This window comes from Micromonospora sp. NPDC127501, from assembly GCF_040302185.1.
Taxonomy (GTDB): Bacteria; Actinomycetota; Actinomycetes; order Mycobacteriales; family Micromonosporaceae; genus Micromonospora.
Map to the genome: position 1 here is coordinate 1 of NZ_JBEORJ010000009.1, position 25812 is coordinate 25812.

The 25812-nt window shown below is 72.0% G+C and carries 24 protein-coding genes; 8 read left to right on the forward strand and 16 right to left on the reverse strand.

What is annotated here, in order from left to right; genetic code table 11:
- Positions 1-77: 77 nt before the first annotated feature.
- Together ABTW72_RS20635 and ABTW72_RS20640 are read right to left on the reverse strand one after the other, a co-directional pair.
- A complete protein-coding gene (locus ABTW72_RS20635) occupies positions 78-686 on the reverse strand; it encodes a DedA family protein (RefSeq protein ID WP_350861010.1) in 609 nt (202 codons plus the stop codon).
- 103 nt (positions 687-789) lie between these two features.
- A complete protein-coding gene (locus ABTW72_RS20640) occupies positions 790-1473 on the reverse strand; it encodes a class I SAM-dependent methyltransferase (protein ID WP_350861012.1) in 684 nt (227 codons plus the stop codon).
- 193 nt (positions 1474-1666) lie between these two features.
- Here ABTW72_RS20640 and ABTW72_RS20645 point away from each other — a divergent pair, with 193 nt between their 5' ends.
- Complete coding sequence (locus ABTW72_RS20645) at positions 1667-1870, forward strand: cold-shock protein (RefSeq protein ID WP_007462771.1); 204 nt, start codon at positions 1667-1669, stop codon at positions 1868-1870.
- Between the two features lie 48 nt (positions 1871-1918).
- Here ABTW72_RS20645 and ABTW72_RS20650 read toward each other — a convergent pair whose 3' ends face one another.
- From ABTW72_RS20650 to ABTW72_RS20670, 5 genes are all read right to left on the reverse strand, one after another.
- Positions 1919-3199 (reverse strand): MFS transporter, encoded by a 1281-nt coding sequence (locus ABTW72_RS20650; protein ID WP_350861014.1) that lies wholly within the window; start codon positions 3197-3199, stop codon positions 1919-1921.
- The gene (locus tag ABTW72_RS20655; RefSeq protein ID WP_350861016.1) at positions 3196-3771 is read right to left on the reverse strand and encodes an ArsR/SmtB family transcription factor; all 576 of its coding nucleotides are present in this window, start codon (positions 3769-3771) and stop codon (positions 3196-3198) included. The genes ABTW72_RS20650 and ABTW72_RS20655 overlap by 4 nt, the downstream gene beginning before the upstream one ends.
- Before the next feature lie 106 nt (positions 3772-3877).
- Positions 3878-4753: a hypothetical protein gene (locus ABTW72_RS20660; protein ID WP_350861018.1), complete on the reverse strand. Its 876-nt coding sequence runs from the start codon at positions 4751-4753 to the stop codon at positions 3878-3880.
- A gap of 158 nt (positions 4754-4911) precedes the next feature.
- Positions 4912-6588 (reverse strand): CocE/NonD family hydrolase, encoded by a 1677-nt coding sequence (locus ABTW72_RS20665; RefSeq protein ID WP_350861020.1) that lies wholly within the window; start codon positions 6586-6588, stop codon positions 4912-4914.
- Between the two features lie 3 nt (positions 6589-6591).
- Positions 6592-7107, reverse strand: coding sequence for a MarR family winged helix-turn-helix transcriptional regulator (locus tag ABTW72_RS20670; RefSeq protein ID WP_350861022.1), 516 nt, complete (start codon positions 7105-7107; stop codon positions 6592-6594).
- Positions 7108-7229: 122 nt separating this feature from the next.
- Between ABTW72_RS20670 and ABTW72_RS20675 the strand changes: the two genes are divergently transcribed.
- Entirely contained in the window at positions 7230-9356 is a 2127-nt protein-coding gene (locus ABTW72_RS20675) for an MMPL family transporter (RefSeq protein ID WP_350861024.1), read from the forward strand.
- A gap of 110 nt (positions 9357-9466) precedes the next feature.
- Here ABTW72_RS20675 and ABTW72_RS20680 read toward each other — a convergent pair whose 3' ends face one another.
- Positions 9467-10888 (reverse strand): DedA family protein, encoded by a 1422-nt coding sequence (locus ABTW72_RS20680; protein WP_350861026.1) that lies wholly within the window; start codon positions 10886-10888, stop codon positions 9467-9469.
- A gap of 133 nt (positions 10889-11021) precedes the next feature.
- Between ABTW72_RS20680 and typA the strand changes: the two genes are divergently transcribed.
- The 3 genes from typA (at position 11022) to ABTW72_RS20695 (ending at position 14632) form a co-directional block, all read left to right on the forward strand.
- Positions 11022-12890 carry a translational GTPase TypA gene (typA, locus tag ABTW72_RS20685; protein WP_350861028.1) on the forward strand — a complete coding sequence of 623 codons (1869 nt, stop codon included), beginning with the start codon at positions 11022-11024 and terminating at the stop codon, positions 12888-12890.
- Positions 12891-13002: 112 nt separating this feature from the next.
- A complete protein-coding gene (locus ABTW72_RS20690) occupies positions 13003-13854 on the forward strand; it encodes a serine hydrolase (RefSeq protein ID WP_350861030.1) in 852 nt (283 codons plus the stop codon).
- Between the two features lie 76 nt (positions 13855-13930).
- Positions 13931-14632 (forward strand): lysoplasmalogenase, encoded by a 702-nt coding sequence (locus ABTW72_RS20695; protein WP_350861032.1) that lies wholly within the window; start codon positions 13931-13933, stop codon positions 14630-14632.
- Here ABTW72_RS20695 and ABTW72_RS20700 read toward each other — a convergent pair.
- On the reverse strand, positions 14601-15398 hold the full coding sequence (locus ABTW72_RS20700; protein WP_350861034.1) for a tyrosine-protein phosphatase: 798 nt from the start codon (positions 15396-15398) through the stop codon (positions 14601-14603). The two genes, ABTW72_RS20695 and ABTW72_RS20700, sit on opposite strands and share 32 nt — an antisense overlap.
- Before the next feature lie 44 nt (positions 15399-15442).
- Here ABTW72_RS20700 and ABTW72_RS20705 point away from each other — a divergent pair, with 44 nt between their 5' ends.
- Positions 15443-16540: a mandelate racemase/muconate lactonizing enzyme family protein gene (locus ABTW72_RS20705; protein WP_350861036.1), complete on the forward strand. Its 1098-nt coding sequence runs from the start codon at positions 15443-15445 to the stop codon at positions 16538-16540.
- Positions 16540-17523, forward strand: coding sequence for a C40 family peptidase (locus tag ABTW72_RS20710; RefSeq protein WP_350861038.1), 984 nt, complete (start codon positions 16540-16542; stop codon positions 17521-17523). Before ABTW72_RS20705 ends, ABTW72_RS20710 begins: the two co-directional genes overlap by 1 nt.
- Before the next feature lie 104 nt (positions 17524-17627).
- Here ABTW72_RS20710 and ABTW72_RS20715 read toward each other — a convergent pair whose 3' ends face one another.
- The 3 genes from ABTW72_RS20715 to pnuC all read right to left on the reverse strand — a co-directional run bounded on the left by ABTW72_RS20715 (position 17628) and on the right by pnuC (position 20712).
- Complete coding sequence (locus ABTW72_RS20715) at positions 17628-18626, reverse strand: TerC family protein (RefSeq protein ID WP_350861040.1); 999 nt, start codon at positions 18624-18626, stop codon at positions 17628-17630.
- Between the two features lie 314 nt (positions 18627-18940).
- Positions 18941-20059 (reverse strand): AAA family ATPase, encoded by a 1119-nt coding sequence (locus tag ABTW72_RS20720; protein ID WP_350861042.1) that lies wholly within the window; start codon positions 20057-20059, stop codon positions 18941-18943.
- Entirely contained in the window at positions 20056-20712 is a 657-nt protein-coding gene (pnuC, locus tag ABTW72_RS20725; RefSeq protein ID WP_350861044.1) for a nicotinamide riboside transporter PnuC, read from the reverse strand. Before pnuC ends, ABTW72_RS20720 begins: the two co-directional genes overlap by 4 nt.
- A gap of 117 nt (positions 20713-20829) precedes the next feature.
- Between pnuC and ABTW72_RS20730 the strand changes: the two genes are divergently transcribed.
- Entirely contained in the window at positions 20830-21123 is a 294-nt protein-coding gene (locus ABTW72_RS20730; protein WP_210785904.1) for an antibiotic biosynthesis monooxygenase family protein, read from the forward strand.
- 122 nt (positions 21124-21245) lie between these two features.
- Here ABTW72_RS20730 and ABTW72_RS20735 read toward each other — a convergent pair whose 3' ends face one another.
- The 4 genes from ABTW72_RS20735 to uvrB all read right to left on the reverse strand — a co-directional run bounded on the left by ABTW72_RS20735 (position 21246) and on the right by uvrB (position 25786).
- Positions 21246-22103 carry a helix-turn-helix domain-containing protein gene (locus ABTW72_RS20735; protein WP_350861046.1) on the reverse strand — a complete coding sequence of 286 codons (858 nt, stop codon included), beginning with the start codon at positions 22101-22103 and terminating at the stop codon, positions 21246-21248.
- A gap of 194 nt (positions 22104-22297) precedes the next feature.
- Entirely contained in the window at positions 22298-22666 is a 369-nt protein-coding gene (locus ABTW72_RS20740; protein ID WP_350861048.1) for a VOC family protein, read from the reverse strand.
- Between the two features lie 119 nt (positions 22667-22785).
- Positions 22786-23604 (reverse strand): helix-turn-helix domain-containing protein, encoded by an 819-nt coding sequence (locus tag ABTW72_RS20745; RefSeq protein WP_350861050.1) that lies wholly within the window; start codon positions 23602-23604, stop codon positions 22786-22788.
- A gap of 73 nt (positions 23605-23677) precedes the next feature.
- Positions 23678-25786, reverse strand: a complete 2109-nt coding sequence (uvrB, locus tag ABTW72_RS20750; protein ID WP_350861052.1) for an excinuclease ABC subunit UvrB — start codon at positions 25784-25786, stop codon at positions 23678-23680.
- Positions 25787-25812 lie beyond the last annotated feature (26 nt).

Genomic DNA, 25812 nt, shown 5'->3' on the forward strand with positions numbered 1-25812 from the left:
CTCTCTTGCTCCTTAACCGGGGCGATCCAGCCGTGACCTTGTCGGGCCCCCCCCCCCCCCCCAGAACAAAGACACACTCAGCCGACGACGGAGAACAACCGCCGCCGCGCCCCCAGCAACGCGACGGAAGCCAGGACCAGCCCGACCCCCATCGTGACCAGCAGCGGGCTGGGGTCGCCCGGCAGCAACCCGGCAACCGACCGTGACGCGGTGCCCAGGGCGAGGTAGAGACCGGCCCAGGCGGCCGCGCCGATCGTCGCGCAGCCGAGAAATCGGCGGTACGACATCCGCAGCCCGCCGGCGGCCAGTGGCAGCAGCGCGTTGAAGACCGGCAGGAACGGCGCGACCACCATCATCCGGCCGCCGCCGCGACGCAGGATTCCTTCGGCCGCTGTCCAGCGGGCCTCGCCGATCCAGCCGCCGACGCGGCTGTCGCGCAGTCGGTCGGAGTAGCGACGGCCGACCAGGAAGCTCAGCGACCAGCCGGCCAGGCAGCCGATCAGCACCGCGGTGAAGGTGGCCAGCCCGGTGCTCGGGCGGCCGACGCCGACGGCGGCGAGGATCGCGACGTCGCCGGGGACCAGGACACCCAGCAGGGGTACGGCGTCGAAGAGCATGACGAGCCCGAGCGCACCCATCAGCAGCAGAATCGGTAGTTCTCCGATCTGGGCCAGCCATTGCGTCATACGCCGACGCTATGGCCGTAGCGCCACTTCGGACATCGGGTCGTAGCCCCCAGTGACCCCTGGTATCCGCCTCGGGGTCGCCCCTGAGTCGGGGTCGTCCGCCTCAGGCGGGGCGAAGCACCTGCACGTGGCGTAGCGACGAGTCGACCGACGGTTCGGTGGTGGGCACCGGGTAGTCGGCCAGCACGGTCAGGCGGTCCGTCGGTAGGTGTCCGCGGCCGGGGTCGCCGACCAGCACGTCGGCACCTGCGGCGGCAGCCCGCTGCAGGAAGGGCAGCATCCGGTCGGCCATCGCGCGGTCGTAGAAGACGTCTCCGGCGACGACCAGGTCGACCTTCGCTTCGGTGCTGTCGAGCAGGTCGTCCCCGGTCGCGTCGACGGCGACGTGGTTGGCCCGCGCGTTGAGGGTGACGGCGGCGACGGCGTACGGGTCGATGTCGTTGGCGATCACCTCCGCGGCGCCGGCGAGCGCGGCGGCGATGGCCACCAGCCCGGACCCGGCGGCGAGGTCGAGCACCCGGCGGCCGGCTGCCAGCTCCGGGTGGTCCAGGAGGTGGCGGGCGAGGGCCTGTCCTCCGGCCCAGGCGGACGCCCAGTACGGCGCCGGCAGCGCGTGCCCGGCGGCGGCCTCCATCCGGGCCCACCAGACGATCGCGTCCTCGGCCAGGTGCAGCCGCACCTCGGGGACGAACGGGGTGGGCATCAACCGGAGCCGGTCCAGACCGGCGCCGGGCGCGCGGATCTCGCGTTCCAGCTCGGTCAGCGCGTCGGCTGCGGCATCTCTCATCGGCGCAAGCATGCCCCAGCGGCAGTTGGTCGGGGCGGGTTTCGCATGCCGCCGCGCAGAGTTCACCCGAGTTCCGTCAAATACCTACGGCACTTCGGCCAGCGGATCGGGGTTTTGCCCGTTACTGTCGAACAGGTACGGGCGATCATCGGCCAGAGGCCGAGGGTCAGCCGCTTTGAACAGGGAGAGATGCATGGCAACCGGCACGGTTAAGTGGTTCAACTCGGAAAAGGGCTTCGGCTTCATCGAGCAGGACGGTGGAGGGCCGGACGTGTTCGTCCACTACTCCGCCATCGCTTCGAGCGGCTACCGGGAGCTCAACGAGGGCCAGAAGGTCGAGTTCGAGGTGACCCAGGGGCAGAAGGGTCCGCAGGCGGACAACGTCCGCCCGATGTAGCTCCGTGCCGGTGACGGCGGCCGGTCTCCGGCCGCCGTCGCAGCGCACTCAAGACGCCGCCGGGGCGGCGGGCAGGTCCCGCCGCCTCCGGATTGGCCCTACCAACAGAATCAACGGGGTGAGCGCCAGCCAGGCGGTCATCACGACAATTGCCGTCTGGACGCCGTAACGCGCGCCGATGGCACCGGCCAGCACGGCCGCCAGCGGGATCGTGCCGTAGTTGAGCAGATGCATGCTCACCGTCACGCGGCCCAGCAGGTGGTGCGGCGTGTAGGTCTGCCGGAAGGCACCCTTGACCACGTTGCCGATGGCCACCCCCAGACCGATCAGCAGGCCGCCGAGGGCTGGCCAGGCCAGCCCGACGCCGGGTGCGGCGAGCGGGATGAGCAGCGCGGGCGGGCCGGTGAGCGCCGCCGCGATAAGCAGCACCCGTGCGGTTCCGCAGCGCCGGGCCACCGTGGTGGCGAGCAGCGCGCCGATGATCCCGCCAGCGCTCATCACCCCGACGAGCCCACCCACCAGGCCCGGCTCGAGACGCAGTTCACGCACCAGGAAGACCACCAGGACGGCCTGGTAGCCGGTCAGCCCAATGTTGCTGGCCGCGCCGAAGAGCGTGAGCACCCGCAGGTACGGGTCTCGGGCGACGAAACGCAGCCCCTCGGTGATGTCCCGGCGCAGCGATCGAGACCGCTCCACGCGGCGTACGCGTGGTTCGCGGGTGCGGATACGCAGGAGAAACACCGCGGAGAGCAGGAATGTGAGCGCGTCCAGCAGCAGCGCGGCGACGGCGCCGGTGAGCTGGGCGATCAGACCGGCGAGGCCGGGTCCGACGACGTAGCTCACAGTCTGGGTCGCCTGAAGCTTGGCGTTGCCCTCCGGCAGTTGCCCGGGTCGCAGCAGCACCGGCAGGTAGACCTGGTCGGCGGTTTCGAAGAAGACCCGCGCGGCGCCCGCGCTCAATGCGACCACCAGCAGGTGCGCGACGGTGAGCCGGTCCAGTAGTGCGGCCAGCGGCACGCTGAGGAAAGCCACCGCGCAGAGCAGGTCGCAGATCACCATCACCGGTCGGCGGGGCAGCCGGTCGACCCACGCGCCGGCCGGCAGGCCGATCAGCAGCCAGGGCAGCCAGGCCGCGGCGGTGAGCACCGCCACCTGGAAGGTGCCGGCGTCGAGGACGGCGACCGCGACCAGGGGCAGCGCGACCTTGGTGACGTTGCTGCCGACGCTACTGACCGCCTGGCCGGCCCAGAGCAGCCGGAAGTCGCGGTGCCGCAGCAGCCCTCCGGTCGGCCGGACCTCGGTGGCGTCACAGCGGGTGGCGGTGGTCACGGTCGGGCCGGTACGCCGTGGACGAACACGAAGACCGGTCTGCGGTCGGCGTCGTCGTCGGGCAGGTCCCGGTTGGCCCAGCGCGTGAGGATGCCGATCATCTCGCGGCTCAGCTCGGCCAGTTCCTCGGGCGTAAGGCGCAGCCAGTGGTCGGTGGAGAACGCAGCGTCGTTCCAGGTGGCCTGCTCGGCCTCGTCGGCGGCGTGCCAGGCGCGGGCCAGGGCGACGTGCCGGTCGAGGTTGAGCGAGGTGGCGGCGTCGGCGACCGCCCGGGCGGCCGGGTCGGCGTCGAAGTCGGTGTTGGACCACCGCAGCCCCCGGGTGACCAGGCGCCACCACCGCTCGCGCCGGTCCCGGGCCAACTCGGGTGCCTCGGTGACCAGGTCGGCGGCGGCGAGGACCTTGAGGTGGTGGCTGACGTTCGCGGGGGCCTGGTCGGTGCGCTCGGCGAGCAGCCCGACGGTGGAGGGCCCGTGGACCTTGAACACGTCCATCAGCCGGCGGCGCAGCGGGTGGGACATGGCGGCCAGCACCCGGGAGTCGGTGATCTGGCGTACGTCAGAGCTGTCCATGCGGACAGGATGACATCTGCAACAGCTCTTGCGCAATGCTTATTGCTCAAGAGTCGTTGCGGAAGTGCCAAGAGAGGCGGCCCGGCGGCCTCGGGCCGCCCCTCGCTCAGGCGACCAGCCGGCGGGCCAGTTCGTCGGCGACCTGCTTGGCCATGGTGGGCGGAATGGCTGCGGCGATCTTCTCCGGCGTCAGCGAAGCCAGGACGCCCTGGACGATCGCCGGCTCGTCGGTGAAGTCCCGGTTGGACAGCGCGGTCAGCGCCGTCTGCAACGCGCTCACCTGGGCAGCGAGCGACTTCAGCGTCGGGTGCGCCGAGACGAAGTTCGGGACGGTGGCATCCTCACCCAACGCCATCCGGGTGTAGATCTGCCCGACCGGGTTGCGGCCGTCCAGCACGGTGAGGTTCTTGTGGACGGTTGCCAGCCAGTTGTGCTCTTCGGGGGTCATGTCGTCGTCCTCCAGGAGTCCGATGGAGCTGAGGTAGCGGCGGAACAAGGGCCGCTGGTCGCGGCCCGCCTTGATGGCGTCGCGAAAGAAGCTGAAGTGGGTGTGCCAGCGGTGGGAGCTGTCGCCGCTGGTGCGCTTGCCGAGGCGGTCCCACCGCTTCACCGTGCTGCCGTCGGGGCTGTAGATGATTTCCCGGATGTCCCGGGTGTCGGCCGCGTTCGCGGCGCACTGCGCGACGCACCAGACCGAGAAGCTGGGCAATGTGTTCGTACGACCACCGGAGCTGACATTGAACTGGCCGACGTCCAGCGCCGCCGCGTCGAGGGTCAGCCCGGCCCGGTCGCGGGGCGACTCGACCACCGAGTAGTCGTTGGTGACGACCCGGTCCGATCCGCAGTGGTAGCCACCCCGGTGGGCCGAGTCGCCGACGATGCCGACCTCGCCCGGGTCCAGGTCGTCTGGCCCAGGGGCGTTGTCCAGGTGAGTGAGAAGCAGGCTTCGGACGGCCAGAAGATTAGCCGGGGCCCGGGTCATGGGGTCCCCCTTTCGGAGAGGTGGGGACCGGGCACGACGTCACACCGCGTACGCGGTGCTGGGCTTGGGGCGAGCCCGGCCTACTGGTGCACGGCGCCGGGCGTTGACTCAACCATAGCCCCCTTATCAGACAAACGCCCAGCTCAGAGCAGGTCTGTTCAGATTGGAGGTTGCGGCGGGGCAGAGTGGACGATCGGCAGCAGCAGCGCCGAGGGGTGCGCCGGGTCGTGCAGAACCTGCCGCCAACCGGCACGCAGCGTCACCGCTGTGCCGAGCGGCTCCCCGGTGCCGGGGTTGCGGGCCCATCGTGGATGGGCGCCGCCGGAGACCTGCACCCGCAGTCGGTGCCCGGCGGCGAAGCGGTACGCGGTCGGCCAGAGCGGCACCGGAATCCGCAGCGCCCCGGAAGGATCGGCCGGGAAGCGCTCGGGCGTGACCCGCACCAGACCGTCGCACACGTTCCATGAGCGACCCCGACGGTCCACGTCGCACAGACGAACGAAGACGTCCAGGTACGGCAGATCGCTGCGGACGTGGATCTCGGCGCGGACCGGGCCGATCACCTCGACTGGCGCGGTCAGTGGGGCGCTGGTGTAGGTCAGCACGTCGGGGCGGGCCTCGACACGCCGGTTGTCGACCGGGCCGGCCCGTTGGGCGACGAGCAGTGGCCCGCCCAGCGACGGGGTGGGGTCGGCGGGGTCGTAGCGGAGTGCGTCCGGCGTCGACGCGACAGGTGGGCGTGCCGCCAGCTCGCCACCGGGTTGCAGGTGCCAGGCGGTCTCGACCGCCGGGGGTGGCCAGTCCGGCAGGTCCCGCCAGCCGCCACCGGCGCCGCTGACGTGGATGCGCACGGGCGGCCGGGCTGGTCCCGCCGGGACGGGCGATCGCGGCGCGGCCGGCAGATGCTCGTCGAGCCAGGCCAACCCCTCGCGCAGCGAGGCCACGAACAGTCCGGGGCTGCCGTGCGTCCACGGGCCGATCACCAGGCGCGACGGTGTGCCGGTGGCGCGCAGAACGGCGTGGTCGTCGAGCTGGGCGGGCAGGAAGATGTCGTGCCAACCGGTGACCATGACCACCGGGGCCCGCACCTTCGCGACCTGGTCGGCGAAGACCCGGCTCCGCCAGTACGCGGCCTGCGGGGTGTGGTGGCGCAACCACTCCTGGAAGAACGGGATGGTCACGCCGGTGGCCACCCGGTCGGCGTCGGTCAGGGGGAGGTGCTCCAGCGCGGCGGCCAGCCGGGGCTGCCCGCGCTTGAGTTCCCACTGCCGGGCCAGCCACGGCACGGTCTGCGCGTGCAGCAGCTCCGCCCAGGTCAGCACGGTGTCCAGGGCGAAGGACTCCCCCGCGTACGTCGAGTCGCGGGTGGCCGAGGCGGTCACCACGGCCACCATCGCGCACAGCTCCTCGCCGGCGTCGGCGGCCAGGGCCCACTGGGCGAAGCCCTGGTAGCTGACCCCGAACATGCCGAGTTGCCCGGACCACCAGGGCTGGCGACGCAGCCAGTCCAGCGTGTCCGCGCCGTCGTCGCGCTCGTGCACCAGCGGGGCGAACGTTCCACCGGAGCCGCCGGTGCCCCGGCACGACTGGATCACCGCGTGTCGACCCCGGGCGGCGAGCAGCCGGCCGAGCAACCGCAGCGGTCCACCCCGCCCGTAGGGGGTGCGGATCAGCACGGTCGGCGCGCCGCGCACGGCCGGGGCGTAGTGGTCGGTGCGCAGCACCACACCGTCGCGGGCCCGCACCGGGAGGTCACGGCGGACCCGCACCGGGCCGGGGCGGGTCGGTGGCAGACGCAGCGCGGCGCTGGCGAGGCGGGTGACGAGGTCCGGCACCGGTCAGCCCGTCGGGCGGCGGGGTGACTCCGGCCGGGCGGCGCGCACCGCGTCGCGGTGCCCCCGCAGCGACTCGCTCATCTCCGCCATGAACCGGTGCACCACCTCCAGCTCGTCCTCGCTGAAGCGGGCCATCACCGTGTCGGTACGGGCGCCCAGCGGCCGGAAGAACGCCACGGCCAGGGCAGCGCCCTGGTCGGCGTAGTGCAGCAGCACCTTGCGCCGGTCGACGGTGTCCCGGTCGCGGCGGATGTGCCCGGCCCGTTCCAGCCGGTCGATCAGGGCCGTGACCGAGCCGGAGGAGAGGTTCAGCTGCTCGCCGAGACGGCCGGGGGTGATCGGGTCACCGAGCAGCTCGGCGTCCATCACCGCGATCAGCGCCTGCAGGTCGGTCGGGTTGAGACCGTGCAGGTTGGCGAAGGCGTGGCCGACCTGCTGGGCGTCCGCCGCGTACCGCCGGAGGTTGTTGGTGATCTCCGCGACCAGCTGCTCGCGGCGCGTGTCGCGCCGTCGGTACATGCCGTGAGTCGCCACCTCGCGCCGCTCTTCCCGTCGTCGGTCCCCCGGGTTGCAGCATAGAACAGCCCCGGATAATCTCGGTCATCAAGATACTCGACTTTCGAAGGACCTTGAGGTCACTGATGTCTGTGTTCACCAGAGTCGCTCGTGGCCGGCTGGCCGCCTGGCTCACCGTGGCCGCCGCGATCGTCGTGGGCGCGGCCGTCTTCGGGACACCCCAGCCGGACAACCCGGCGCCGGTCTCCGCCACCGGCCTGTCCGTGCAGTGGCAGTCGACCCAGGTGCAACGTCTCCAGGATCAGCTGCCGTCGCGCGACGTGCAGCCGGCCATCGTGGTGATCAGTCGTGGTGACGGCGGCGCGCTGAGCGAGACCGACCGGGCGACCGTCGGCGCTCGCGCCGACGACCTGCGCCGCTTCGCGGTGGGTGGGCAGGTCAGCCCCGCCCAGGTCTCCCCGGACGGCGCGGTGGCCCTGGTCGCCGTGCCGCTGGACACCGCCGGCGGGCAGGAGGTCGTCACCGACGCGGTGACCCAACTACGCGCCACCCTCGCGGACCTGCCCGACGGGCTGACCGCCGAGGTGACCGGCGCCCCGGCGTTCACCGCCGACCTCTCCTCGGTGTTCGACGGCGCCGACGTCACGCTGCTCGTGGTGACCGCCGCCGTGGTCGCACTGCTCCTGCTGATCACCTACCGCAGCCCGTTCCTGTGGATCGTGCCGCTGGTCGTGGTTGCCGCCACCGAGCAGCTCACCCTGCGCGCGGTGGACGTCATCGTGCCGGGCGTCGGCATCAACCTCCAACAGGGTCAGGTCACCGGCATCGCCAGCGTGCTGGTCTTCGGCGCCGCCACCGACTACGCGCTGCTGCTCATCGCCCGCTACCGGGAGGAGCTGCGCCGCGAGGAGGACCGGTTCGCGGCGATGCGGGCCGCGCTGCGCCGCACCGCGGAGCCCATCCTCGCCAGCGGCGGCACTGTCGTGCTCGGCGTCCTCACCCTGCTGCTCAGTGAGCAGGAGACCAACCGGGCGCTGGCCGTGGCGTGCGCCACCGGTGTGGTCTTCGCCATGCTCTCGGCCCTGTTCGTGCTCCCCGCCGTGCTGGTGCTCTTCGGTCGCGGCCTGTTCTGGCCGTTCGTACCCCGGGTCGGCGGCCCGGTGCGCGAGGGTCGGCTCTGGGGTCGACTCGGCGCCGCCGTGCAACGCCGCCCGGTGGTTGTCGCGACGCTGGCCACCCTGCTGCTCGGCGGCCTGGCACTGGGTGGGCTCGGCATCCGTACCGGCCTGTCCGAGACCGAACAGTTCCGGGCCGAGCCCGAGGCGGTGACCGGGGCACAGACCCTGGCCAGGGCCTTCCCCGCCGGCAGCACCCAGCCCGTCGCCGTGATCACCACTCCGACGGCGGTGCGGGCGGTCACCGACGCCGCCACTGCGGTACCCGGTGTCGCCTCGGTGCGCCCCGGCGACGCCGGCGCGGCCGTCGCCCAGGTCGACGTCGTCCTCGACGCCGAACCCGGCACCACCGCCTCGGACCGCGCGATCGAGGCGCTGCGGGCGGCGGTCGCCGCCGTCCCCGACTCCGCGCCGCCGGCCGTCGCTGGCGCCGACGCCCCGTCGGGGGCGATCGTCGGTGGCTCCGTGGCCGCCACGTACGACTCCGACGAGGCCAACGACCGGGATCTGCGGCTCATCCTGCCGATCATCCTGCTGCTGGTCGGCGCCGTGCTCGTGCTGCTGCTACGCGGTCTGGTCGCGCCGCTGCTGTTGGTGCTCACCGTGATCGCGTCGTACTTCGCCAGCCTCGGCGCGGCCTGGCTGCTCTTCGACCACGTGCTGGGCTTCCCGGCCCTGGACAGCGGTGTGCTGCTGCTCGCCTTCGTGTTCCTGGTGGCGCTCGGCGTGGACTACAACATCTTCCTGGTCACCCGAGCCCGGGAGGACGCCCGCGGCGCCGGCACCCGCGCCGGGATGCTCTCCGCCCTGCGGGTCACCGGCGGCGTGATCACCAGCGCCGGAGTGCTGCTCGCCGCGGTCTTCGCCGTACTCGGTGTGCTGCCGCTGATCACCCTGACCCAGATCGGGATCATCGTCTGCATCGGTGTCCTGCTCGACACCCTGCTGGTCCGTACGGTCCTGGTGCCGGCGCTGGCGTTCCTGCTCGGCGACCGCTTCTGGTGGCCCGGCCGCATCACGCGCGACCCGGTGCAGGCCACCCCGCGCTCGCCCGAGCCGGTCGCCGCGCACGACTGACCGACACGTCGGGGCCGTGGCGAACCCGCTCCGGCCCCGACGAGGTCGGTACGCCAGGCAGACACACTCGCTCATCAGGGCCCGCACGTTGCGCACGTGTCGCCGCACCCCTAACAAGGTTCGACCGGGCGGCGGGGCCCCTGCGACGGCCGCCGGGGAGCCTGGTCCACCGGGGGCTGACCGTTGCCCACCGCCCGGTCCCGGGTCGCCCAGGCGACCATGAACACCACAGTCCAGAGCACCCCGAGCAGCACCGCCGCGGCCGTCCCGCTCGCCGTGTCCAGTCCGAGGTAGAGCCGCGCGCCGCCGATCCCGAGCACCCCCGCCGCCGCGGCGGTCCAGGCGGCCACCGCCACCGGCCAGCGGGCACTGCGCGACACCAGCCACGCCAGGGTGCAGAAACTCGCCGCGACCACGGCGTTCTGGGTCGAGAGCGGAGCCGCCTCACCGCCGCCCGGGGCGGTCCCGTTCGGGCCGGTCAGTTCGGCCACCACCGCCAGCACCACCAGCGGCACGAACGCGCCCACCGTGCCGACCACGCTGAGCAGGTCCGCCCGCCACGGTCGGTTGCGCCACGCCAGTACCGCCGCCACCAGCGCCACCAGCAGGATCAGCACCGACCCGCGTACCACCGACACCACGACCAGTGTGGCGTCGGCGGCGTCCGGGGTACGCCGGGCGGCGAACCACCCCGCGATGGCGCCGTCCAGCGCGGCCATCCCACTGTTGCGGACCGCCACCGCGAGCAGACCGGCGATGGCGAGCCCGGCGGCGAACAGCAGCAGCAGCCCGGCGGCCAAATTGAGCAGCAGCGTCCAGGCCGGGCCGATCCGCATGGCCACCAGGAAGAACAGCACCCCGTAGCGGGCGGTGAGCCACCGCACCGGGGGCAGAGCGCCGGCCCGGGACAGCAGCGCGCGCACCGGGTCGGGGTTACGGCCCAGCCACCGGCCCACGAGCACCACACCCACCAGGCCGGCCAGCAGCAGGAACGCCACCCCGGTGGCACGGCCGAGGAGCCGGGAGACCGTGTCGTACGACTCACCCGCGAGGTGACCGAGCAGCACCGAGCCGCCCACCCAGGTCACCACTCCGGCCAGGTTCCAGAGGGCGAACCGCCGGTACGGCATACCGGCCGCACCGGCCAGCCGGGGCACCAGGGTCCGGGCGAAAGCCACCCATCGGGCGGCGAACACCCCCCGCCCACCGAGACGTGCGAGCATGGCGTCGGCCCTTGCCCACCGCTGCGGCCCGACCCGGTGACCCAGCCCGGCGCGCAGCCGGGAGCCGTACCGCCGTCCGGCCCGAAAGGCCAGCCCATCGCCGAGGACCGCCGCGACGATCATCGCGAGCAACGCCGGCCCGAGCCGCAAGGTACCGTTGTAGGTGAGGAAGCCGACGAGCAGCAGGGTAGCCTCACCCGGCACGAGCAGGCCGAAGATCACCGCGGTCTCGCCCGCCACGATCAGCGCGGCGACCAGGTAGATCCACAGGGTGGGCAGACCCTGCACCCAGGTCAGCAGGTCGTGCACTCAGGCCCCCGGGACACGGGTGCCAGCATGCCAGCCGGGGGAACCACCGGCACAGCGGTTTCACCATAGATCAGGGGCACCTGGGGGTGACCCCGACGCAGCCTGCGCGAGCGCAGGCGGAAGGATAGAGGGTATGCAGCTTCGCACCGACCTCCGCAACGTCGCCATCATCGCTCACGTCGACCACGGCAAGACCACCCTGGTCGACGCCATGTTGCGGCAGGCCGGCGCGTACGGCGCACGCGGCGAGAACACCGAGCGGGTGATGGACTCCGGGGACCTGGAGCGGGAAAAGGGCATCACGATCCTGGCCAAGAACACCGGTGTGCGTTACCTGCCGGCGGACGGCTCCGACCCGGTCACCATCAACATCATCGACACCCCCGGCCACGCCGACTTCGGTGGCGAGGTGGAGCGGGGCCTGACCATGGTCGACGGTGTGGTGCTGCTCGTCGACGCCAGCGAGGGCCCCCTGCCGCAGACCCGCTTCGTGCTGCGTAAGGCGCTGCGGGCCCGGATGCCGATCATCCTGGTGATCAACAAGGTGGACCGGCCGGACGCCCGGATCAAGGAGGTCGTGGACGACACCTACGAGCTCTTCCTCGACCTGGACGCCGACGAGGAGCAGATCGACTTCCCGATCGTCTACGCCTGCGCCCGCGACGGCATCGCCTCGCTGACCCAGCCGGCCGACGGCTCGGTGCCCGACGACAGCACCTCCCTGGAGCCGTTGTTCCGCACCCTGCTGGACACCATCCCGGCACCCGCCTTCGAGGACGGCGCGCCGTTGCAGGCGCACGTCACCAACCTGGACGCCTCGCCGTTCCTCGGCCGGCTGGCGCTGTGCCGGGTCCGTCAGGGCACCATCAGCAAGGGTCAGACGGTGGCCTGGTGCCGCACCGACGGCAGCACCCAGCGGGTCCGCATCTCCGAGATGCTGATGACCGAGGGCCTGGAGCGTAAGCCGGCCGAGACCGCCGGCCCGGGCGACATCATCGCCGTCGCCGGCATCCCGGAGATCATGATCGGTGAGACCCTCGCGGACGTCGAGAACCCGGTCGCGCTGCCGCTGATCACGGTCGACGAGCCGGCCATCTCGATGACCATCGGCACCAACACCTCGCCGCTGGTCGGCCGGGTGAAGGGCTCCAAGGTCACCGCGCGGATGGTCAAGGACCGGCTCGACAAGGAGCTGATCGGCAACGTGTCCCTGCGGGTCCTGCCCACCGAGCGGCCGGACGCCTGGGAGGTGCAGGGCCGCGGCGAGTTGGCACTGGCCATCCTGGTCGAGCAGATGCGCCGGGAGAGCTACGAGCTGACCGTCGGCAAGCCGCAGGTGGTCACCAAGGAGATCGACGGCAAGACCTGCGAGCCGGTCGAGCGGCTGACCATCGACGCCCCGGAGGAGTACCTGGGCGCGATCACCCAGCTCCTCGCCACCCGCAAGGGCCGGATGGAGCAGCTGGTCAACCACGGCACCGGCTGGATCCGGATGGAGTGGCTGGTGCCGGCGCGTGGCCTGATCGGCTTCCGCACCGAGTTCCTCACCGACACCCGGGGCACCGGCATCCTGCACCACGTCTTCGAGTCGTACGAGCCGTGGTTCGGCGAGCTGCGCACCCGCAACAACGGTTCGCTGGTCGCCGACCGGGCCGGCGCGGTCACCGCCTTCGCGATGATCAACCTTCAGGAGCGCGGCCAGCTCTTCGTCGACCCCACCACCGAGGTGTACGAGGGCATGATCGTCGGGGAGAACTCCCGCTCCGACGACATGGACGTCAACATCACCAAGGAGAAGAAGCTCACCAACATGCGGGCGTCGACCTCCGACGAGACGGAGAAGCTGATCCCGCCGCGCAAGCTCTCGCTGGAGCAGGCCCTGGAGTTCTGCCGCGAGGACGAGTGCGTCGAGGTCACCCCGACCGCGGTGCGCATCCGCAAGGTGGTGCTCGACCAGCAGCTGCGGGGCCGCGCCGCCGCCCGCCGCAAGCACGCCGGCTGACCCACCAGCACCCGATGACGGGCGCGTCGGCCGCTTGCGGCCGACGCGCCCGTCGTTTTCCCCCCGACGGGTACGCGAGCCCACCCACGCTTGATCCGCTACGGTCACCGGCATGACCTGGGATGATCTCGACGCCCACCTGGACCGGGTGCCCGGCACCGTCTCCGCGTACGTGGGGCGGCTCGACGCGCCACCGACCTGGACCCGCCACGCGGACGCCGGCCACTACGCCGCGAGCACCATGAAGGTGGCGGTGCTCGCGGCGCTGCACCGCGCCGCCGAGGCCGGCACCCTGGACCTGGACGCCCCGGTCCCGGTCGTCAACGACTTCGACTCCGCCCAGCCCGGCGCACCCCGCTTCGCCAACGCCCAGCCCTACGACAACGACGACGCGGTCTGGGACCGCATCGGCGGCACCGCGTCGCTGCGCTGGCTGGCCGACCGGATGATCGTGCGCTCCAGCAACCTCGCCACCAACCTCGTCCTCGGACACGTCGGACTGCCCGCGGTCGCCGAGGTCTGGGCGCTCGCCGGTGCCCGCAACAGCGTCACCGGCCGCGGCATCGAGGACTTCGCCGCCCGCGAGGCCGGCATCACCAACACGGTCACCGCCGCCGACCTGGCCGCCCTGCTCGGCGCTCTGGCCACCGGGGCCGACACTCCCGGCCCACTCGCCTCACCGGCCGCCTGCACGACCATGCTGGACGTCCTGCTCGCCCAGGAACACCGCGAGGACCTCGCCGCCGGCCTGCCCGCGGGCACCCGCATCGCGCACAAGAACGGTTGGGTACGCGGCGTGCGCCACGGCGCCGGCGTGGTGCTGCCCGACGACGCCCCGCCGTACCTGATCGCCGTTTGCACCACCACCGACCTGGCCGGGGACGACGACCAGGTCGAGGACGACGCCTGCCTGCTGCTTGCGCACATCTCAGCGCAGGTCTGGGCCGCCCGCCACCAGCTCTGACCGCACCGCCTCGACGGCGCGGCGAGCGCCGCCGACTACGGCTACGCTGCTCGCACCCCCACCCCCGGAGCCGCAGATGCCCCGTAGTCGCACCGTGCTGATCGCCTTCCTCGTCGTGACGGCAGCGAACCTGCTGGCCAACGCCACCGATGGCCGCGTGGCCGAGGTGCTCACCAAGCCGCTGCTGATGCCGCTGCTGGCCGGGTACCTCTGGCGGGCCGCCGCCGAGGGCGGCGCCCGCCCGGACCGGCTGGTGCTCGTTGGGCTGGCCTTCTCCACCGGCGGCGACGTGTTACTGCTCGGCGACGGCACCGGCTGGTTCCTCGCCGGCATGGCCTGCTTCCTCGGCACGCACCTCTGCTACCTCGCGGCCTTCACCCGACACGGCGCCGCGACGGCGCTGCGCCGCACGCCGCTGGTCGCCGTCCCCCTCGGGTACGCGGTGCTGACCGTCGTCGCACTGACCTGGATGTGGGCAGGGCTGACCGATGTCGGGCTGGCCGTACCGGTGGCCGGCTACGCGATCGCGCTGGCCGCCATGGCGAGCACCGCCGCCACCCAGGGCTGGCGGGTCGGTCTGGGCGCCGCGCTCTTCCTCGGCTCCGACCTGCTGATCGCCGCCGGGGTGGCCGAGGTGGCCCAGCCACCTGGCGCGCCGGTGCTGGTCATGGCGACCTACGCCGCCGGTCAGGCACTGATCGTCACCGGCCGCGCCGCCCGCACCGGCACACCCACCGACGCACCGGTCACTCCAGCAACTGCGCCCGCAACGCCCTGAGGTCGGAGTCGGTGAGCCCCAGCCCGTCGCGCAGGTACGCGTCGAACGAGCCGTGCACCCGACCCACCTCGGCGTAACCGGCGTCGAGATACTCGGCGCGGACCTCCAGCACCGGCAACACCGCGTCCACGTCCAACTCGGGATTCCGCCGACGCATCGCCTCGACGATCACCGCCCGCAGGCTGTCGGTCAGCTCGTTGTTGCGCAGGTAGTCGGCGCGAATGGCCGCCTCGTCCACTCCGAGCGCCGTCAGCAGGATGACGGTCAACCAACCGGTGCGGTCCTTGCCGGCGGAGCAGTGGTAGAGCAGCGGCAGATTCTCCGGCCGGGACGCCAGCCGCACCGCCTCGGCGAAACCGACCCGCGCCGACTCACCGGTGACGAACCAGCGGTAGATCGCCGCCATCGCCCCCGCCGTGCCCTGCCGGGCCAGCTCCGCGTACGCGTTCAGGTCGTGACCGAGCAGCACCGCCGAGACGTACGTGAAGACCGGGTGCTCCGCGTCGTGCACCGGCAGGCGCACCACCCGCGGCTCACCGGCGAACCGGTCCTCCGGCGCGACCGCGATCTCCGAGGCGTCGCGCAGATCCACCACGCACGCCGGCCCCAGCTTCGCCAGCACCGGTAGGTCCTCGTCGGTCAGCCGACCCAGCGCCGGAGTGCGGATCAACTGGCCGACCCGGACCCGCCGCCCGTCCGCGCCGACGAGCCCGCCCAGGTCACGCGCGTTCGGTGCACCCACCAGCTCCCAGCCCTGCCCGGCCATCCGGTCTCCCCTCCCGCGGTGAACCTCCGTATAGGGTGCCTCACATGACGATCTCGGCGGTACGCACCCACCGGGTTTCCGCCCCCTTACACACCCCATTCGTGACCGCGCTGCGCCGTACCACCACAGTGGACACCCTGGTCGTCGAACTCGTCGACAGCGACGGCCGGTCCGGTTTCGGTGAGGCGCCCCAGGTCTGGCAGGTCACCGGCGCGTCGGTCGCCGGCGCGCAGGCGTGCGTCCGCGAGTTGCTCGGCCCGCAGCTGATCGGCCGCGACCCGGACGACCTGGTGACCCGTTGCGCCGAGGTGCAGCGCGCCGTGGTCGGCAACGAGGCCGCGAAGGCGGCGGTGGACGTCGCCCTGCACGACCTCGCCGCGCGGCGGCTGGGCGTACCCCTGGTGCGGTTGCTCGGGGGCACCACGCTGCGGGTCCCGACGGACGTCACCCTGGCGGCGGGCGACGCGGTGGACCTGGCGGCCGCGGCACGGCAGCGGCAGGCCGACGGCTTCGGCGTACTCAAGTTGAAGGTCGGCACCGACGCGGTCGGTGACCTGGACCGGGTGCGCGCGGTACGGGCAGCCGTCGGCCCCGGCACCCGGATCCGCCTGGACGCCAACCAGGGCTGGACGCCCCGGGAGGCGGTCCGGGTGATCCGCGGCATCGAGGACGCCGGGCTCGACGTGGAGCTGGTCGAGCAGCCGGTGGCCCGCTGGGACCTGGACGGGCTGGCCTGGGTCAGCGACCGGGTGTCCGTGCCGATCCTGGCCGACGAGGCGGTCTTCGGGGTCCGTGACCTGGTGGAGGTGATCCGCCGCCGGGCCGCCGACCTGGTCAACGTCAAGCTGGCCAAGTGCGGTGGGCTGCATCCGGCGCGCACCCTCCTCGACCTGGCCACCGCCCACGGGCTCGGCACGGTGGTCGGCTCGATGATGGAGAGTCAGGTCGGCATCGGGGCGGCGGCGAGCCTGGTCGCCGCGTACGGCACCACAGCTGTCGCCGACCTGGACGCCGCCTGGTGGCTGGCCTGGTCACCGGTGCAGGGTGGCATCCGTTACGACGGGGCGACAGTGGTGCTGCCGGATGCCCCTGGCCTGGGCATCTCCGGCCTCGCTGAAGCAAAAGTGCAGACTCGTGGTTGATGACCGTCGGTTTCTTTCATAGGGTTCCCCTGGACAGCCGACACGATCTGGGGGTTGACGTGGAGCTGCAACCGGGCCGCGAGGCCGTCGTCCGGGTCGCGGTGGCGACGCTGTGGACCTCCCCCGAGGCAGTCCGCCCGGTCGACCGTCCGGCGCTGACCGCCGGCGCCGACATCCCGACCTGGGTCTCGGGCATGGACACCGACCAGCAGGTCGGCGACTGCGTGCTGAGCCAGCTCCTGCTCGGCGAACGGGTCCTCGTCAGCGAGTTACGCCCGGACGGCTGGGCCCGGGTCGTCGCCGTCGAACAACCAGCCGCCAAGCTGGACCCCCGCGGCTACCCGGGCTGGCTCCCCGCCGAGCAGTTGGCCGCTCTCGACCCGGCCCACACCAGCATCGACCATCCGCTGGTGGTGGACGCCACTGTCACCGGGCTGCACGCCGCCCCGAACGGGCCGGTGGTGCTGCCCGGCGTCGTCGTCGGCACCCGGCTCGTCCCGGCCGGCCCCGCGTTCGACGACTGGCGGCCGGTGCACGTCCCCGGCCGGGCCACCCCGCTCTGGCTGCCGGACGGGCACCTGGTCCCGGCGTCGGCCGCGTCGCCTACCGCCGAGCAGGCGCTCGCGGTGGCGCAGCGGCTGCTGGACGTGGTCTACATCTGGGGCGGTCTCTCCGCGCACGGCATCGACTGCTCGGGGCTGGTGCATCTGGCCTGGCGGCGGTTCGGGGTGCTGCTGCCCCGCGACGCCGACGATCAGGCCGTGGCCACCACTCCGCTGTCACTGGGCGCGGAACGCCCCGGCGATCTCTACTTCTTCGCCCGACCCGGCCGCAAGATCCACCACATCGGCATCGTCACCGCCGCCCCCGGCGACGGCAGCCAGCGCCGGATGCTGCACGCCTGCTACCGGCGGCGGCGGGTCATCGAAGAGGAACTGCCGGCCGACCGGACCGCCACGCTGGTGGGCGCGCACCGGGTCTAGGGCGTTGTCGCGGGGCGGCGGCTGGGCCCGCCGCCGGCCGGCCAGCACTTCCGAAACACGCCCTCCACCGGCCGGGCGCGTGTCCGCACCCGGCCGGTGACCGGTCAGTGTCGGGCGTCGGCCAACTCGCGACGCCGGTCCCGGGAGGACTTGATCAGGCTGGCGGCGGTGGCGACGCCCAGGGTGCCGATGATGACCAGCAGCGACAACCAGATCGGGATGTGCGGCGCCCAGCCGACGTGCTCGCCACCGTTGATGAACGGCAGGTTGTTGTCGGCCAGTGCCTCCAGCACCAGCTTGACCCCGATGAAGCCGAGCACGACGGCCAGGCCGTAGCTCAGGTAGATCAGCCGGTCCAGTAGGCCGCCGAGCAGGAAGTAGAGCTGCCGGAGGCCCATCAGCGCGAAGACGTTCGCGGTGAAGACCAGGTACGGCTCCTGGGTGATGCCGAAGATCGCCGGGATCGAGTCCAGCGCGAAGATCAGGTCGGTGGTGCCGATCGCGATCATCACGATCAGCATCGGGGTGAACAGCCGCTTGCCGGCCACGTGGGTGGTGAGCCTCGCGCCGTCGTACTCCTTCGAGATCGGCAGCGCCTTGCGGCTCCACCGGATCAGCACGTTCTCGGAGAACTCGTCCTCGTCCGGCTCACCCTGCCGAGCCAGGTTCACCGCCGTGTAGATCAGGAACGCGCCGAAGATGTAGAAGACCCAGGAGAACTGCGTGATCAGCGCCGCACCCGCAGCGATGAACCCGCCGCGCATCACCAGCGCCAGCACGATGCCCACGAGCAGCACCTTCTGCTGGTACTGCCGGGGCACCCCGAAGCGAGCCATGATGATCACGAAGACGAAGAGGTTGTCGACCGAGAGGCTGTACTCGGTGAGCCAGCCCGTGTAGAACTGGCCGGCCGCGCTGGCCCCGGAGGTCAGCCAGACACCCGCACCGAAGAGCAGGGCGAGACCGACGTAGAAGCCGACCCAGAGGCTCGACTCCCGCACGCTCGGCTCGTGCGGGCGCCGACCGATGATCAACAGGTCGACGAGCAGGACCGCAGTCAGTGCGACAAGCGTCCCCGCCCACACCAATCCGGACACGTCCAACGTTCATTCCTCCGGCAGACACGCGGCGTCGGGCACACCGTACGCCCCTGCGGGAGCCGGCGTGCCGCTGTCGCTCACTCTGGTGACTGTCGGAGGTCTCTTCCGCCGTCGCCCCGGTGCGGGGCGGCGACCTACGGCGCCGGGTCGGGCCGCCGTGGTTCCGGCGATCGACCGTGCTGACGACTCCGTTGCGGGGGAATACTCCCCTCCTCGGTGACCATTGTTGCCCACCACGCCCCGTGATCACACCCCGGGCACCCGGTGGTGCCGGACACCCGCTCGACGTGTCACACCGGCTAGGGCTTCCTAGGAGGCTAGTGCACGTCGGGTGCGGCGATCGGGTCGGCGAGCGACCAGCCGGCGGCGAGCAGGTCGTCGCAGGCCCGCACCGCTCGGGCCAACCGGTCGGCGTGCGATCCGGCCAGCTCCACCACCGGCACCCCGCATCCGGCCAGCTCGGCCCGGAAGCGCCCGGTCATCCAGGCCCGCAGGTGCTCACCGTCGCGCAGACCGTCATCGGTGAACGGCACCCCCCGGTGATCCGTCAGCAGGTACAGCGCCGGCCGACGCGCCGCCGCCCGTACCTCCTCCGACGCGCTGCCCAGGTAGCGCTCCTCCCACACCGCCGTCGCCCGCGCGTCGGTGTCGCAGACCAGCAGCGGCCCGCTCGTCCGGGCCGCCGCGTCCTCGGCCGCCTGCTGCTCGCGGACCACCGCACGGAAGTCGTCCCGGTCCCAGGCGACGTCGAAGACGGTCGCCTCCGGCGTTCGTTCCCGCAGCCGGGCCAGCTTGCGAGCGGTCAACTCCCGGCCGTACTCCGGCACCCAGGACGTGCCGTAGTGCCCAGCGAGCGCCGCCGCCATCGTCGTGGTCCCGGTCGACTCGGCCCCGACCACCACCACCCGCCGGACGAACCACGACCGCACCGGTGGGCTCAGCCACCGCCAGTGACCCGCCGGGTCCGCGCGCACGGCCGTCCCGGACACCGGCACGGTCCGCCGGTCCGGATCCACCGACACGGGTACGGCGTGGAAGCGGCGCGCCAACTCGGCGCCGTACGCCTCGGAGGAGAAGACCGCGTCCACCGACCCCGACCCGACCGCCTCGCGGAACACCGCGCAGTGCGCGTCCCAGACGGCCGGATCGGCGTAGTCCACCGGGTGGTCGTCGTACCGGCCGACGAAACGGACCCACGGCGTGTCCGCGTGCACCTCGCGCAGCCAGTCCAGGCGCAGCGGGAGCGGAATGGACTCCCGACGTGAGGGCGCCACGACGACGGTCACCTCGGCGCAGCGAGCGGCTGCGGCCCGGATCAGCGCGTGGTGCCCGGCGTGCGGTGGATAGAACTTGCCCACCACCATCCCGTGCCCGAACTCCGCCACGCCGGCCGGCCGGCGTGGCGCCGGCGCCCGGCCGGACGTCTGGGCGTTCACGCGGTGACCGGGGCCGGGCCGGGCGGTACCGCACTCGGCCGGTCGGCCCGACGCAGGTCGGCACGCCAGGCCCGCAACCCGAGTACGCACAGGGCGAGGAAGACCAAATAGAGGACGGCCGTCAGGTGCAGCCCCTTGTACGCGTACAACGGGATGTAGATCAGGTCGGCGGCGATCCAGAGCCACCAGCTCTCCACCCGCTTGCGGGTCTGCCCGTACGTGGCCAGCAGGGACAGCGCCGTGGTCAGCGCGTCCGGCAGCGGCACTGTCGAGTCGGTGGCCCGGTCCAGCAGCACCCAGAGCGCGCCGGTCAGCAGCAGCCCGACGACTGCCAGCGCCAGCCACTCCCGCCGCTCCGTCCGGCTGACCGTGAGCCGGGTGCGCCGCTCGCCACCGAACAGCCAGTGCCACCAGCCGTAGCAGCCGAGCGCGACGTAGACGACCTGGAGCCCCGCGTCGGCATACAGCCCGGCGGTCCAGAACAGCACCATGAGCAGCAGCACGTTGGCGATGCCGATCGGCCAGTTGGCGACCTTCTGCCGGGCCACCAACCACACGTTGAGCACACCGGTCACGAACCCCAGCAGCTCCGCCCAGGTGGTGCCCGTACCGGCCACCCGAAAAGCGGTGCCGGTGAGCCAATCGATGATCACGAGGCCACCCTAGGGTCTGTGTCAACGCCCTCGGCCGAGCCGAGGCGGAGTCCAGGCAGTGGTCCGACACAGACCCGCGACACCCACTGCCCCGACCACCGTGGGAGGCTGTCCGACATGGTGCTTGAGGTCGCGCTGATCGACGTACTACCCGGACACGAGGACGCCTTCGCCGCCGCGTACGCCGAGGGTCACCCGGTGCTCGCCGGAGCGACCGGCTGCCGGTCCGTGCGGATGACCCGAGGAATCGAGTCACCGACCCGCTTCGTGCTGCTCGTCGAATGGGACTCGGTCGAGGCGCACGAGAAGAACTTCCGGGCCACCGAACGGTTCGACAAGTGGCGGGCGCTGATCGGGCCGCACTTCGCGGGACCGCCAGTGGTCGAACACTTCCTCGACGTACCGGCCTGAGCCGAGCTGTCGTACCCCGCGGTTATCGTGCCGGGCGCACGCGCCGGCCGCCGGTCCCGACGGGCTCGGGGGCGCCGGGCCCGGTGGCCGCGCGGCGCGTCGCCGTCGGCACCGGTCGACCGTTACTCGCCGACGCGGCGGGCCAGCACGGTGACCGTCTCCTCCGGTGACAGCGCCGCGGCCAGCAGCGCCGAGGTCATCCGCTCGTAGCGGTCGACGTCGAGCAGCGTGGCCAACCGGACGTCGGTGGTCAACGCCTCGAGCATGACCGTGCGCGGGTCCGCCGGGTCGGGAAAGGCGTAGCAGGAATACGGTGTGAGCGGGTGCAGCCCGCCACCGGCCGCTCCGCGTGGCAACAGCCGCACCGTGACGTGGGACAGGCCGGTCACCGCGACCAGATGACGCAGCTGTTCACGCCAGACCGCCACCGGCAGGTCACCCGGGTCGCAGACCGCCTCGGCGAGCACCGCCGTGTAGCGCGGCGGGTAGGCCCGCCGCAGCACCTCCTGCCGCAGTGCCCTCGCGCGCACCTCGGCCTCCACATCGACCTCCGGCGTGAGCTGGGCGCCGGCGGTGACCAACACCCGGGCGTACGCGGGCGTCTGGAGCAGCCCCGGCACCACCGACGGCTGGTACTCGACGATGTCGGCGGCCCCCGCCTCCAACTCGGCGTAGGTGCGCTGCCGTTCGCTCATCTCGCCCAGCGTCTTCCACCAGCCTCGACTGGTCGCCGCGTCCCGGGCGATGACGATCAGCGCCTCCCGGGCGGGCGTGGGCACCTTGTAGACATCCAGCAGATCGAGCACGTCGGCGAGGTCCGGACGACTCTGACCCAGCTCGATGCGGGACAGCTTCGACGTCGAGGCCCAGCCCAGCCGGTCGCAGACCTGCTCCAGGGTCAGCGACTCGCGCCGACGAAGTTGGCGCAATTCTGCGCCGAGACGTGCACGTCGAATGACAGGACTTGTTGGCAGCGGCATCCCGGCCTCCCCACCGAGGGAGACTACGCAGGACGATCACCCAGTGCAATAGCTCGCTCGCGCACCGCAATCAGGGCATTCGACGCCGCCGGCCGGCCGGGCCAGCCCGAACAGACCGTTTCCGCAGGTCAAAGCGGTTTCAATCCACTGAGGCTGGTCCCGGCGGGCCGCCCGTCCCGGTCGGCGTGGCCGGCTCAGGGTCGGTAGGTGCCGAAGGACCAGACGTTGCCGACCAGATCGCGGGCGGCGTAGTCACGGGAGCCGTAGTCGGTGTCGAACGGCTCGCGGATGATCTCGGCGCCGGCCGCGCGGGCCCGGGCGCAGTGGGCGTCGACGTCCGACACGGCCACGTAGACCGACCAGTCGTCCTCGGCCGGCCGGGGCGGGGCGTCGGCCCGAGCACCCAGCATGATCATGCCGGTGTCGAGGACCAGCTCGGCGTGCGCGACCGTACCGTCCGGCGCCTCGTGCACGGCATGCACCCGGAAACCGAAGGCGGCACCGAGCCAGTCGATCGCAGCGCGGGGATCGGGATAGCGGAAGACCGGATAGATGGTTCGCATGACCCGATTCTGCGGCCGGCCGCGTGGCTCCGGATTGGACGAATGTGACCTCGGCGGTTCGCCGACCGGCTCCGGCCGGCTCGGCGGTCGCCGGCCCGGCCTCGGTCGGCCGGCGCTCGTCAGCGGGCGGCGAGCAGCGCGGCCGGCGTGGCCCCCGCGAACTCGTGGAAGTCCCGGATCAGGTGGGACTGGTCGTAGTAGCCGCAGCCCGCCGCCACGGCGGCCCAGTCGACTCCCCGCCCGACCCCGCCGGCCTGGGTCAACGCGGCGTGAGCCTGCTGAAAACGCAGCAGCCGCGCGGCCATCTTGGGCGGCAGCCCGACCTCCTGCCGGAACCGGGACGCGAGGTGCCGGCGGCTCCAGCCCAACTCGTCGGCGAGCACACCGACGCTCCCCCGCCCACCACTGGCAGCCAGCCACCGCCACGCCCAGTCGAGCCGCGGGTCCACCGGCGGGGACGCCGCCAGCCGGGCGGCGAGCACCCGGTCGAGCAGGTCGAACCGTTCCGACCAGCCGGGGGCCTCGGCCAGCCGGCCGCGCAGCCGTTCCAGCCAACGGCCCGGGAGTTGCCCGACGCCGACGGCCCGATTGGTCAGCTCACTCAGAGGCAGACCGAGAAGCCGGCGGGCGGTGAGGGGGGCGAGCAGCAACTCGACGCCCTCCCCCACGCCCACGGTGCGCGTGGTGCACCAACTGTCGAAGGTGCCGGCCACGAACGAGTCGACAGCGGTGACGCCGCGCTGCGCGCTACGCGGATCGGTCACGTCCAGCGGAGCACCCCAGCCCAGGATCAGCACCACGAAGACGCCCGCCGACTCCCGGCGGACCAGTGGCACGTCCGCCCGTTCCCGGTAGCCCACGTACCGGTCGACGAACGGACGCAGGCTGGCGTCGGGCACCCCGAGGACCATCTTGCCGATCGGCGCCACCGCCGTCACCAGTGCCCGCCCTTCGCGTGCCCCGGCCGGCCGGGCCCGAGCGGAGCGCTGAGCGGGGCCGGCCGGGTGGCCGTCACTTCACGCCGGCGGCGTCCATGCCGCGCAGCTCCTTCTTCAGGTCGGAGACCTCGTCGCGGATACGGGCCGCCAACTCGAACTGAAGCTCGCGTGCGGCGGCCAACATCTGGTCGTTGAGCTCCTGGATGAGCTGGGCGAGGTCGGCGCGGGCCATCCCCTCCCGGGATGTGGTGCTCGCGGCGGACCGGCTCCGGCTGCGGGTCTCCTTGACCGGCGCCTTGCCTCGGGAAAGCTGACGCACCGCGCCACCGACCCGGGAGTTCTCGGTGTCCTCCGCCTCGCGGTAGATGTCGTCCAGAATGTCGTGGATCTTCTTACGCAGCGGCTCCGGGCTGATGCCGTGCGCCTCGTTGTGCGCGATCTGCTTGGCCCGACGCCGATCGGTCTCGTCGATCGCCGCCGCCATCGACGGGGTGATCTTGTCGGCGTACATGTGCACCTGGCCGGAGACGTTACGGGCGGCCCGCCCGATGGTCTGGATCAGCGACCGGCCGCTGCGCAGGAAGCCCTCCTTGTCGGCGTCGAGAATCGCCACCAGCGACACCTCGGGCAGGTCCAGACCTTCGCGGAGCAGGTTGATGCCGACGAGCACGTCGTAGTCGCCCTTGCGCAGCTCGCGCAGCAGCTCCACCCGGCGCAACGTGTCGACCTCCGAGTGCAGGTAGCGCACCCGGATGCCGTTCTCCAGGAGGTAGTCGGACAGGTCCTCGGCCATCTTCTTGGTCAGCGTGGTGACCAGCACCCGCTCGTCCCGATCGGTGCGCAGCTTGATCTCGTGCATCAGGTCGTCGATCTGGCCCTTGGTCGGCTTGATCACGACCTCCGGGTCGACCAGACCGGTGGGTCGGATCACCTGCTCGACGAACTCACCCTGCGCCTGCTCCATCTCCCAGGTGCCGGGGGTCGCGGAGAGGAAGACCATCTGGCCGACCCGCTCCAGGAACTCGTCGAAGCGCAGCGGCCGGTTGTCGGCCGCACTGGGCAGCCGGAAGCCGTGGTCGATGAGCATCCGCTTACGCGACGCGTCGCCCTCGTACATGCCGCCGATCTGCGGGATGGTCACGTGCGACTCGTCGACCACTGTGAGGAAGTCGTCGGGGAAGTAGTCGAGCAGGGCGTGCGGCGGGCTGCCGGGCAGCCGCCCGTCCATGTGCATCGAGTAGTTCTCGATGCCGGAGCAGAAGCCCACCTGCCGCATCATCTCGATGTCGTAGGTGGTTCGCATCCGCAGCCGCTGCGCCTCCAGCAGCTTGCCCTGCCGCTCCAGCTCGGCGAGGCGCTCGGCCAGCTCCACCTCGATGTCGCGGATCGCCCGCTCCATCCGCTCCGGACCGGCCGCGTAGTGCGTGGCCGGGAAGATCACCAGCTGGTCGACCTCGCGGACCACGTCGCCGGTCAACGGGTTGAGGTAGTAGAGCTTCTCCACCTCGTCGCCGAACATCTCGATGCGGACCGCCAGCTCCTCGTACGCCGGGATGATCTCCAGCGTGTCGCCGCGGACCCGGAAGGTGCCCCGCTGGAAGGCCATGTCGTTGCGGGTGTACTGGATGTCGACGAGCCGGCGCAGCAACTGGTCGCGGTCGAGCTCCTGCCCGATCTGCACCTTCACCGCCCGGTTGAGGTATTCCTCAGGGGTGCCCAGGCCGTAGATCGCCGAGACGGTCGCCACCACGATCACATCGCGCCGGGTGAGCAGCGACATCGTCGCCGAGTGCCGCAGCCGCTCCACCTCCTCGTTGATCGAGGAATCCTTCTCGATGTAGGTGTCGGTCTGCGGGATGTAGGCCTCGGGCTGGTAGTAGTCGTAGTACGAGACGAAGTATTCGACCGCGTTGTGCGGCAGCAGCTCGCTGAACTCCTTGGCCAGCTGCGCGCAGAGCGTCTTGTTCGGGGCGAGCACCAGGGTGGGGCGCTGCAGCCGCTCGATCAGCCACGCCGTGGTGGCGCTCTTGCCGGTGCCGGTCGCGCCGAGCAGCACGGTGTTGCGGTCGCCGCGCCGAACCCGACGCTCAAGTTCATCGATGGCCGCCGGTTGGTCGCCGGCCGGCTGAAAGTCACTGACGACCTGGAAGCGGCTGTCCAGCCGGGGAATGTCGAGCGCCATGCCATCAACGGTACGCCGGAGGTCCG

Bases quoted from the DNA above. Each gene is read 5' to 3' on its own strand.
- ABTW72_RS20655 (WP_350861016.1), bottom strand. From the start codon at position 3,771: ATGGACAGCTCTGACGTACGCCAGATCACCGACTCCCGGGTGCTGGCC.
- ABTW72_RS20710 (WP_350861038.1), top strand. From the start codon at position 16,540: ATGACCGTCGGTTTCTTTCATAGGGTTCCCCTGGACAGCCGACACGAT.
- ABTW72_RS20670 (WP_350861022.1), bottom strand. From the start codon at position 7,107: ATGTACCGACGGCGCGACACGCGCCGCGAGCAGCTGGTCGCGGAGATC.
- ABTW72_RS20645 (WP_007462771.1), top strand. From the start codon at position 1,667: ATGGCAACCGGCACGGTTAAGTGGTTCAACTCGGAAAAGGGCTTCGGC.
- ABTW72_RS20690 (WP_350861030.1), top strand. From the start codon at position 13,003: ATGACCTGGGATGATCTCGACGCCCACCTGGACCGGGTGCCCGGCACC.
- ABTW72_RS20660 (WP_350861018.1), bottom strand. From the start codon at position 4,753: ATGACCCGGGCCCCGGCTAATCTTCTGGCCGTCCGAAGCCTGCTTCTC.
- ABTW72_RS20700 (WP_350861034.1), bottom strand. From the start codon at position 15,398: ATGGCCGGGCAGGGCTGGGAGCTGGTGGGTGCACCGAACGCGCGTGAC.
- ABTW72_RS20695 (WP_350861032.1), top strand. From the start codon at position 13,931: ATGCCCCGTAGTCGCACCGTGCTGATCGCCTTCCTCGTCGTGACGGCA.
- ABTW72_RS20740 (WP_350861048.1), bottom strand. From the start codon at position 22,666: ATGCGAACCATCTATCCGGTCTTCCGCTATCCCGATCCCCGCGCTGCG.
- ABTW72_RS20675 (WP_350861024.1), top strand. From the start codon at position 7,230: ATGTCTGTGTTCACCAGAGTCGCTCGTGGCCGGCTGGCCGCCTGGCTC.
- ABTW72_RS20640 (WP_350861012.1), bottom strand. From the start codon at position 1,473: ATGAGAGATGCCGCAGCCGACGCGCTGACCGAGCTGGAACGCGAGATC.
- ABTW72_RS20735 (WP_350861046.1), bottom strand. From the start codon at position 22,103: ATGCCGCTGCCAACAAGTCCTGTCATTCGACGTGCACGTCTCGGCGCA.
- typA (WP_350861028.1), top strand. From the start codon at position 11,022: ATGCAGCTTCGCACCGACCTCCGCAACGTCGCCATCATCGCTCACGTC.
- uvrB (WP_350861052.1), bottom strand. From the start codon at position 25,786: ATGGCGCTCGACATTCCCCGGCTGGACAGCCGCTTCCAGGTCGTCAGT.
- ABTW72_RS20635 (WP_350861010.1), bottom strand. From the start codon at position 686: ATGACGCAATGGCTGGCCCAGATCGGAGAACTACCGATTCTGCTGCTG.
- ABTW72_RS20730 (WP_210785904.1), top strand. From the start codon at position 20,830: ATGGTGCTTGAGGTCGCGCTGATCGACGTACTACCCGGACACGAGGAC.
- ABTW72_RS20705 (WP_350861036.1), top strand. From the start codon at position 15,443: ATGACGATCTCGGCGGTACGCACCCACCGGGTTTCCGCCCCCTTACAC.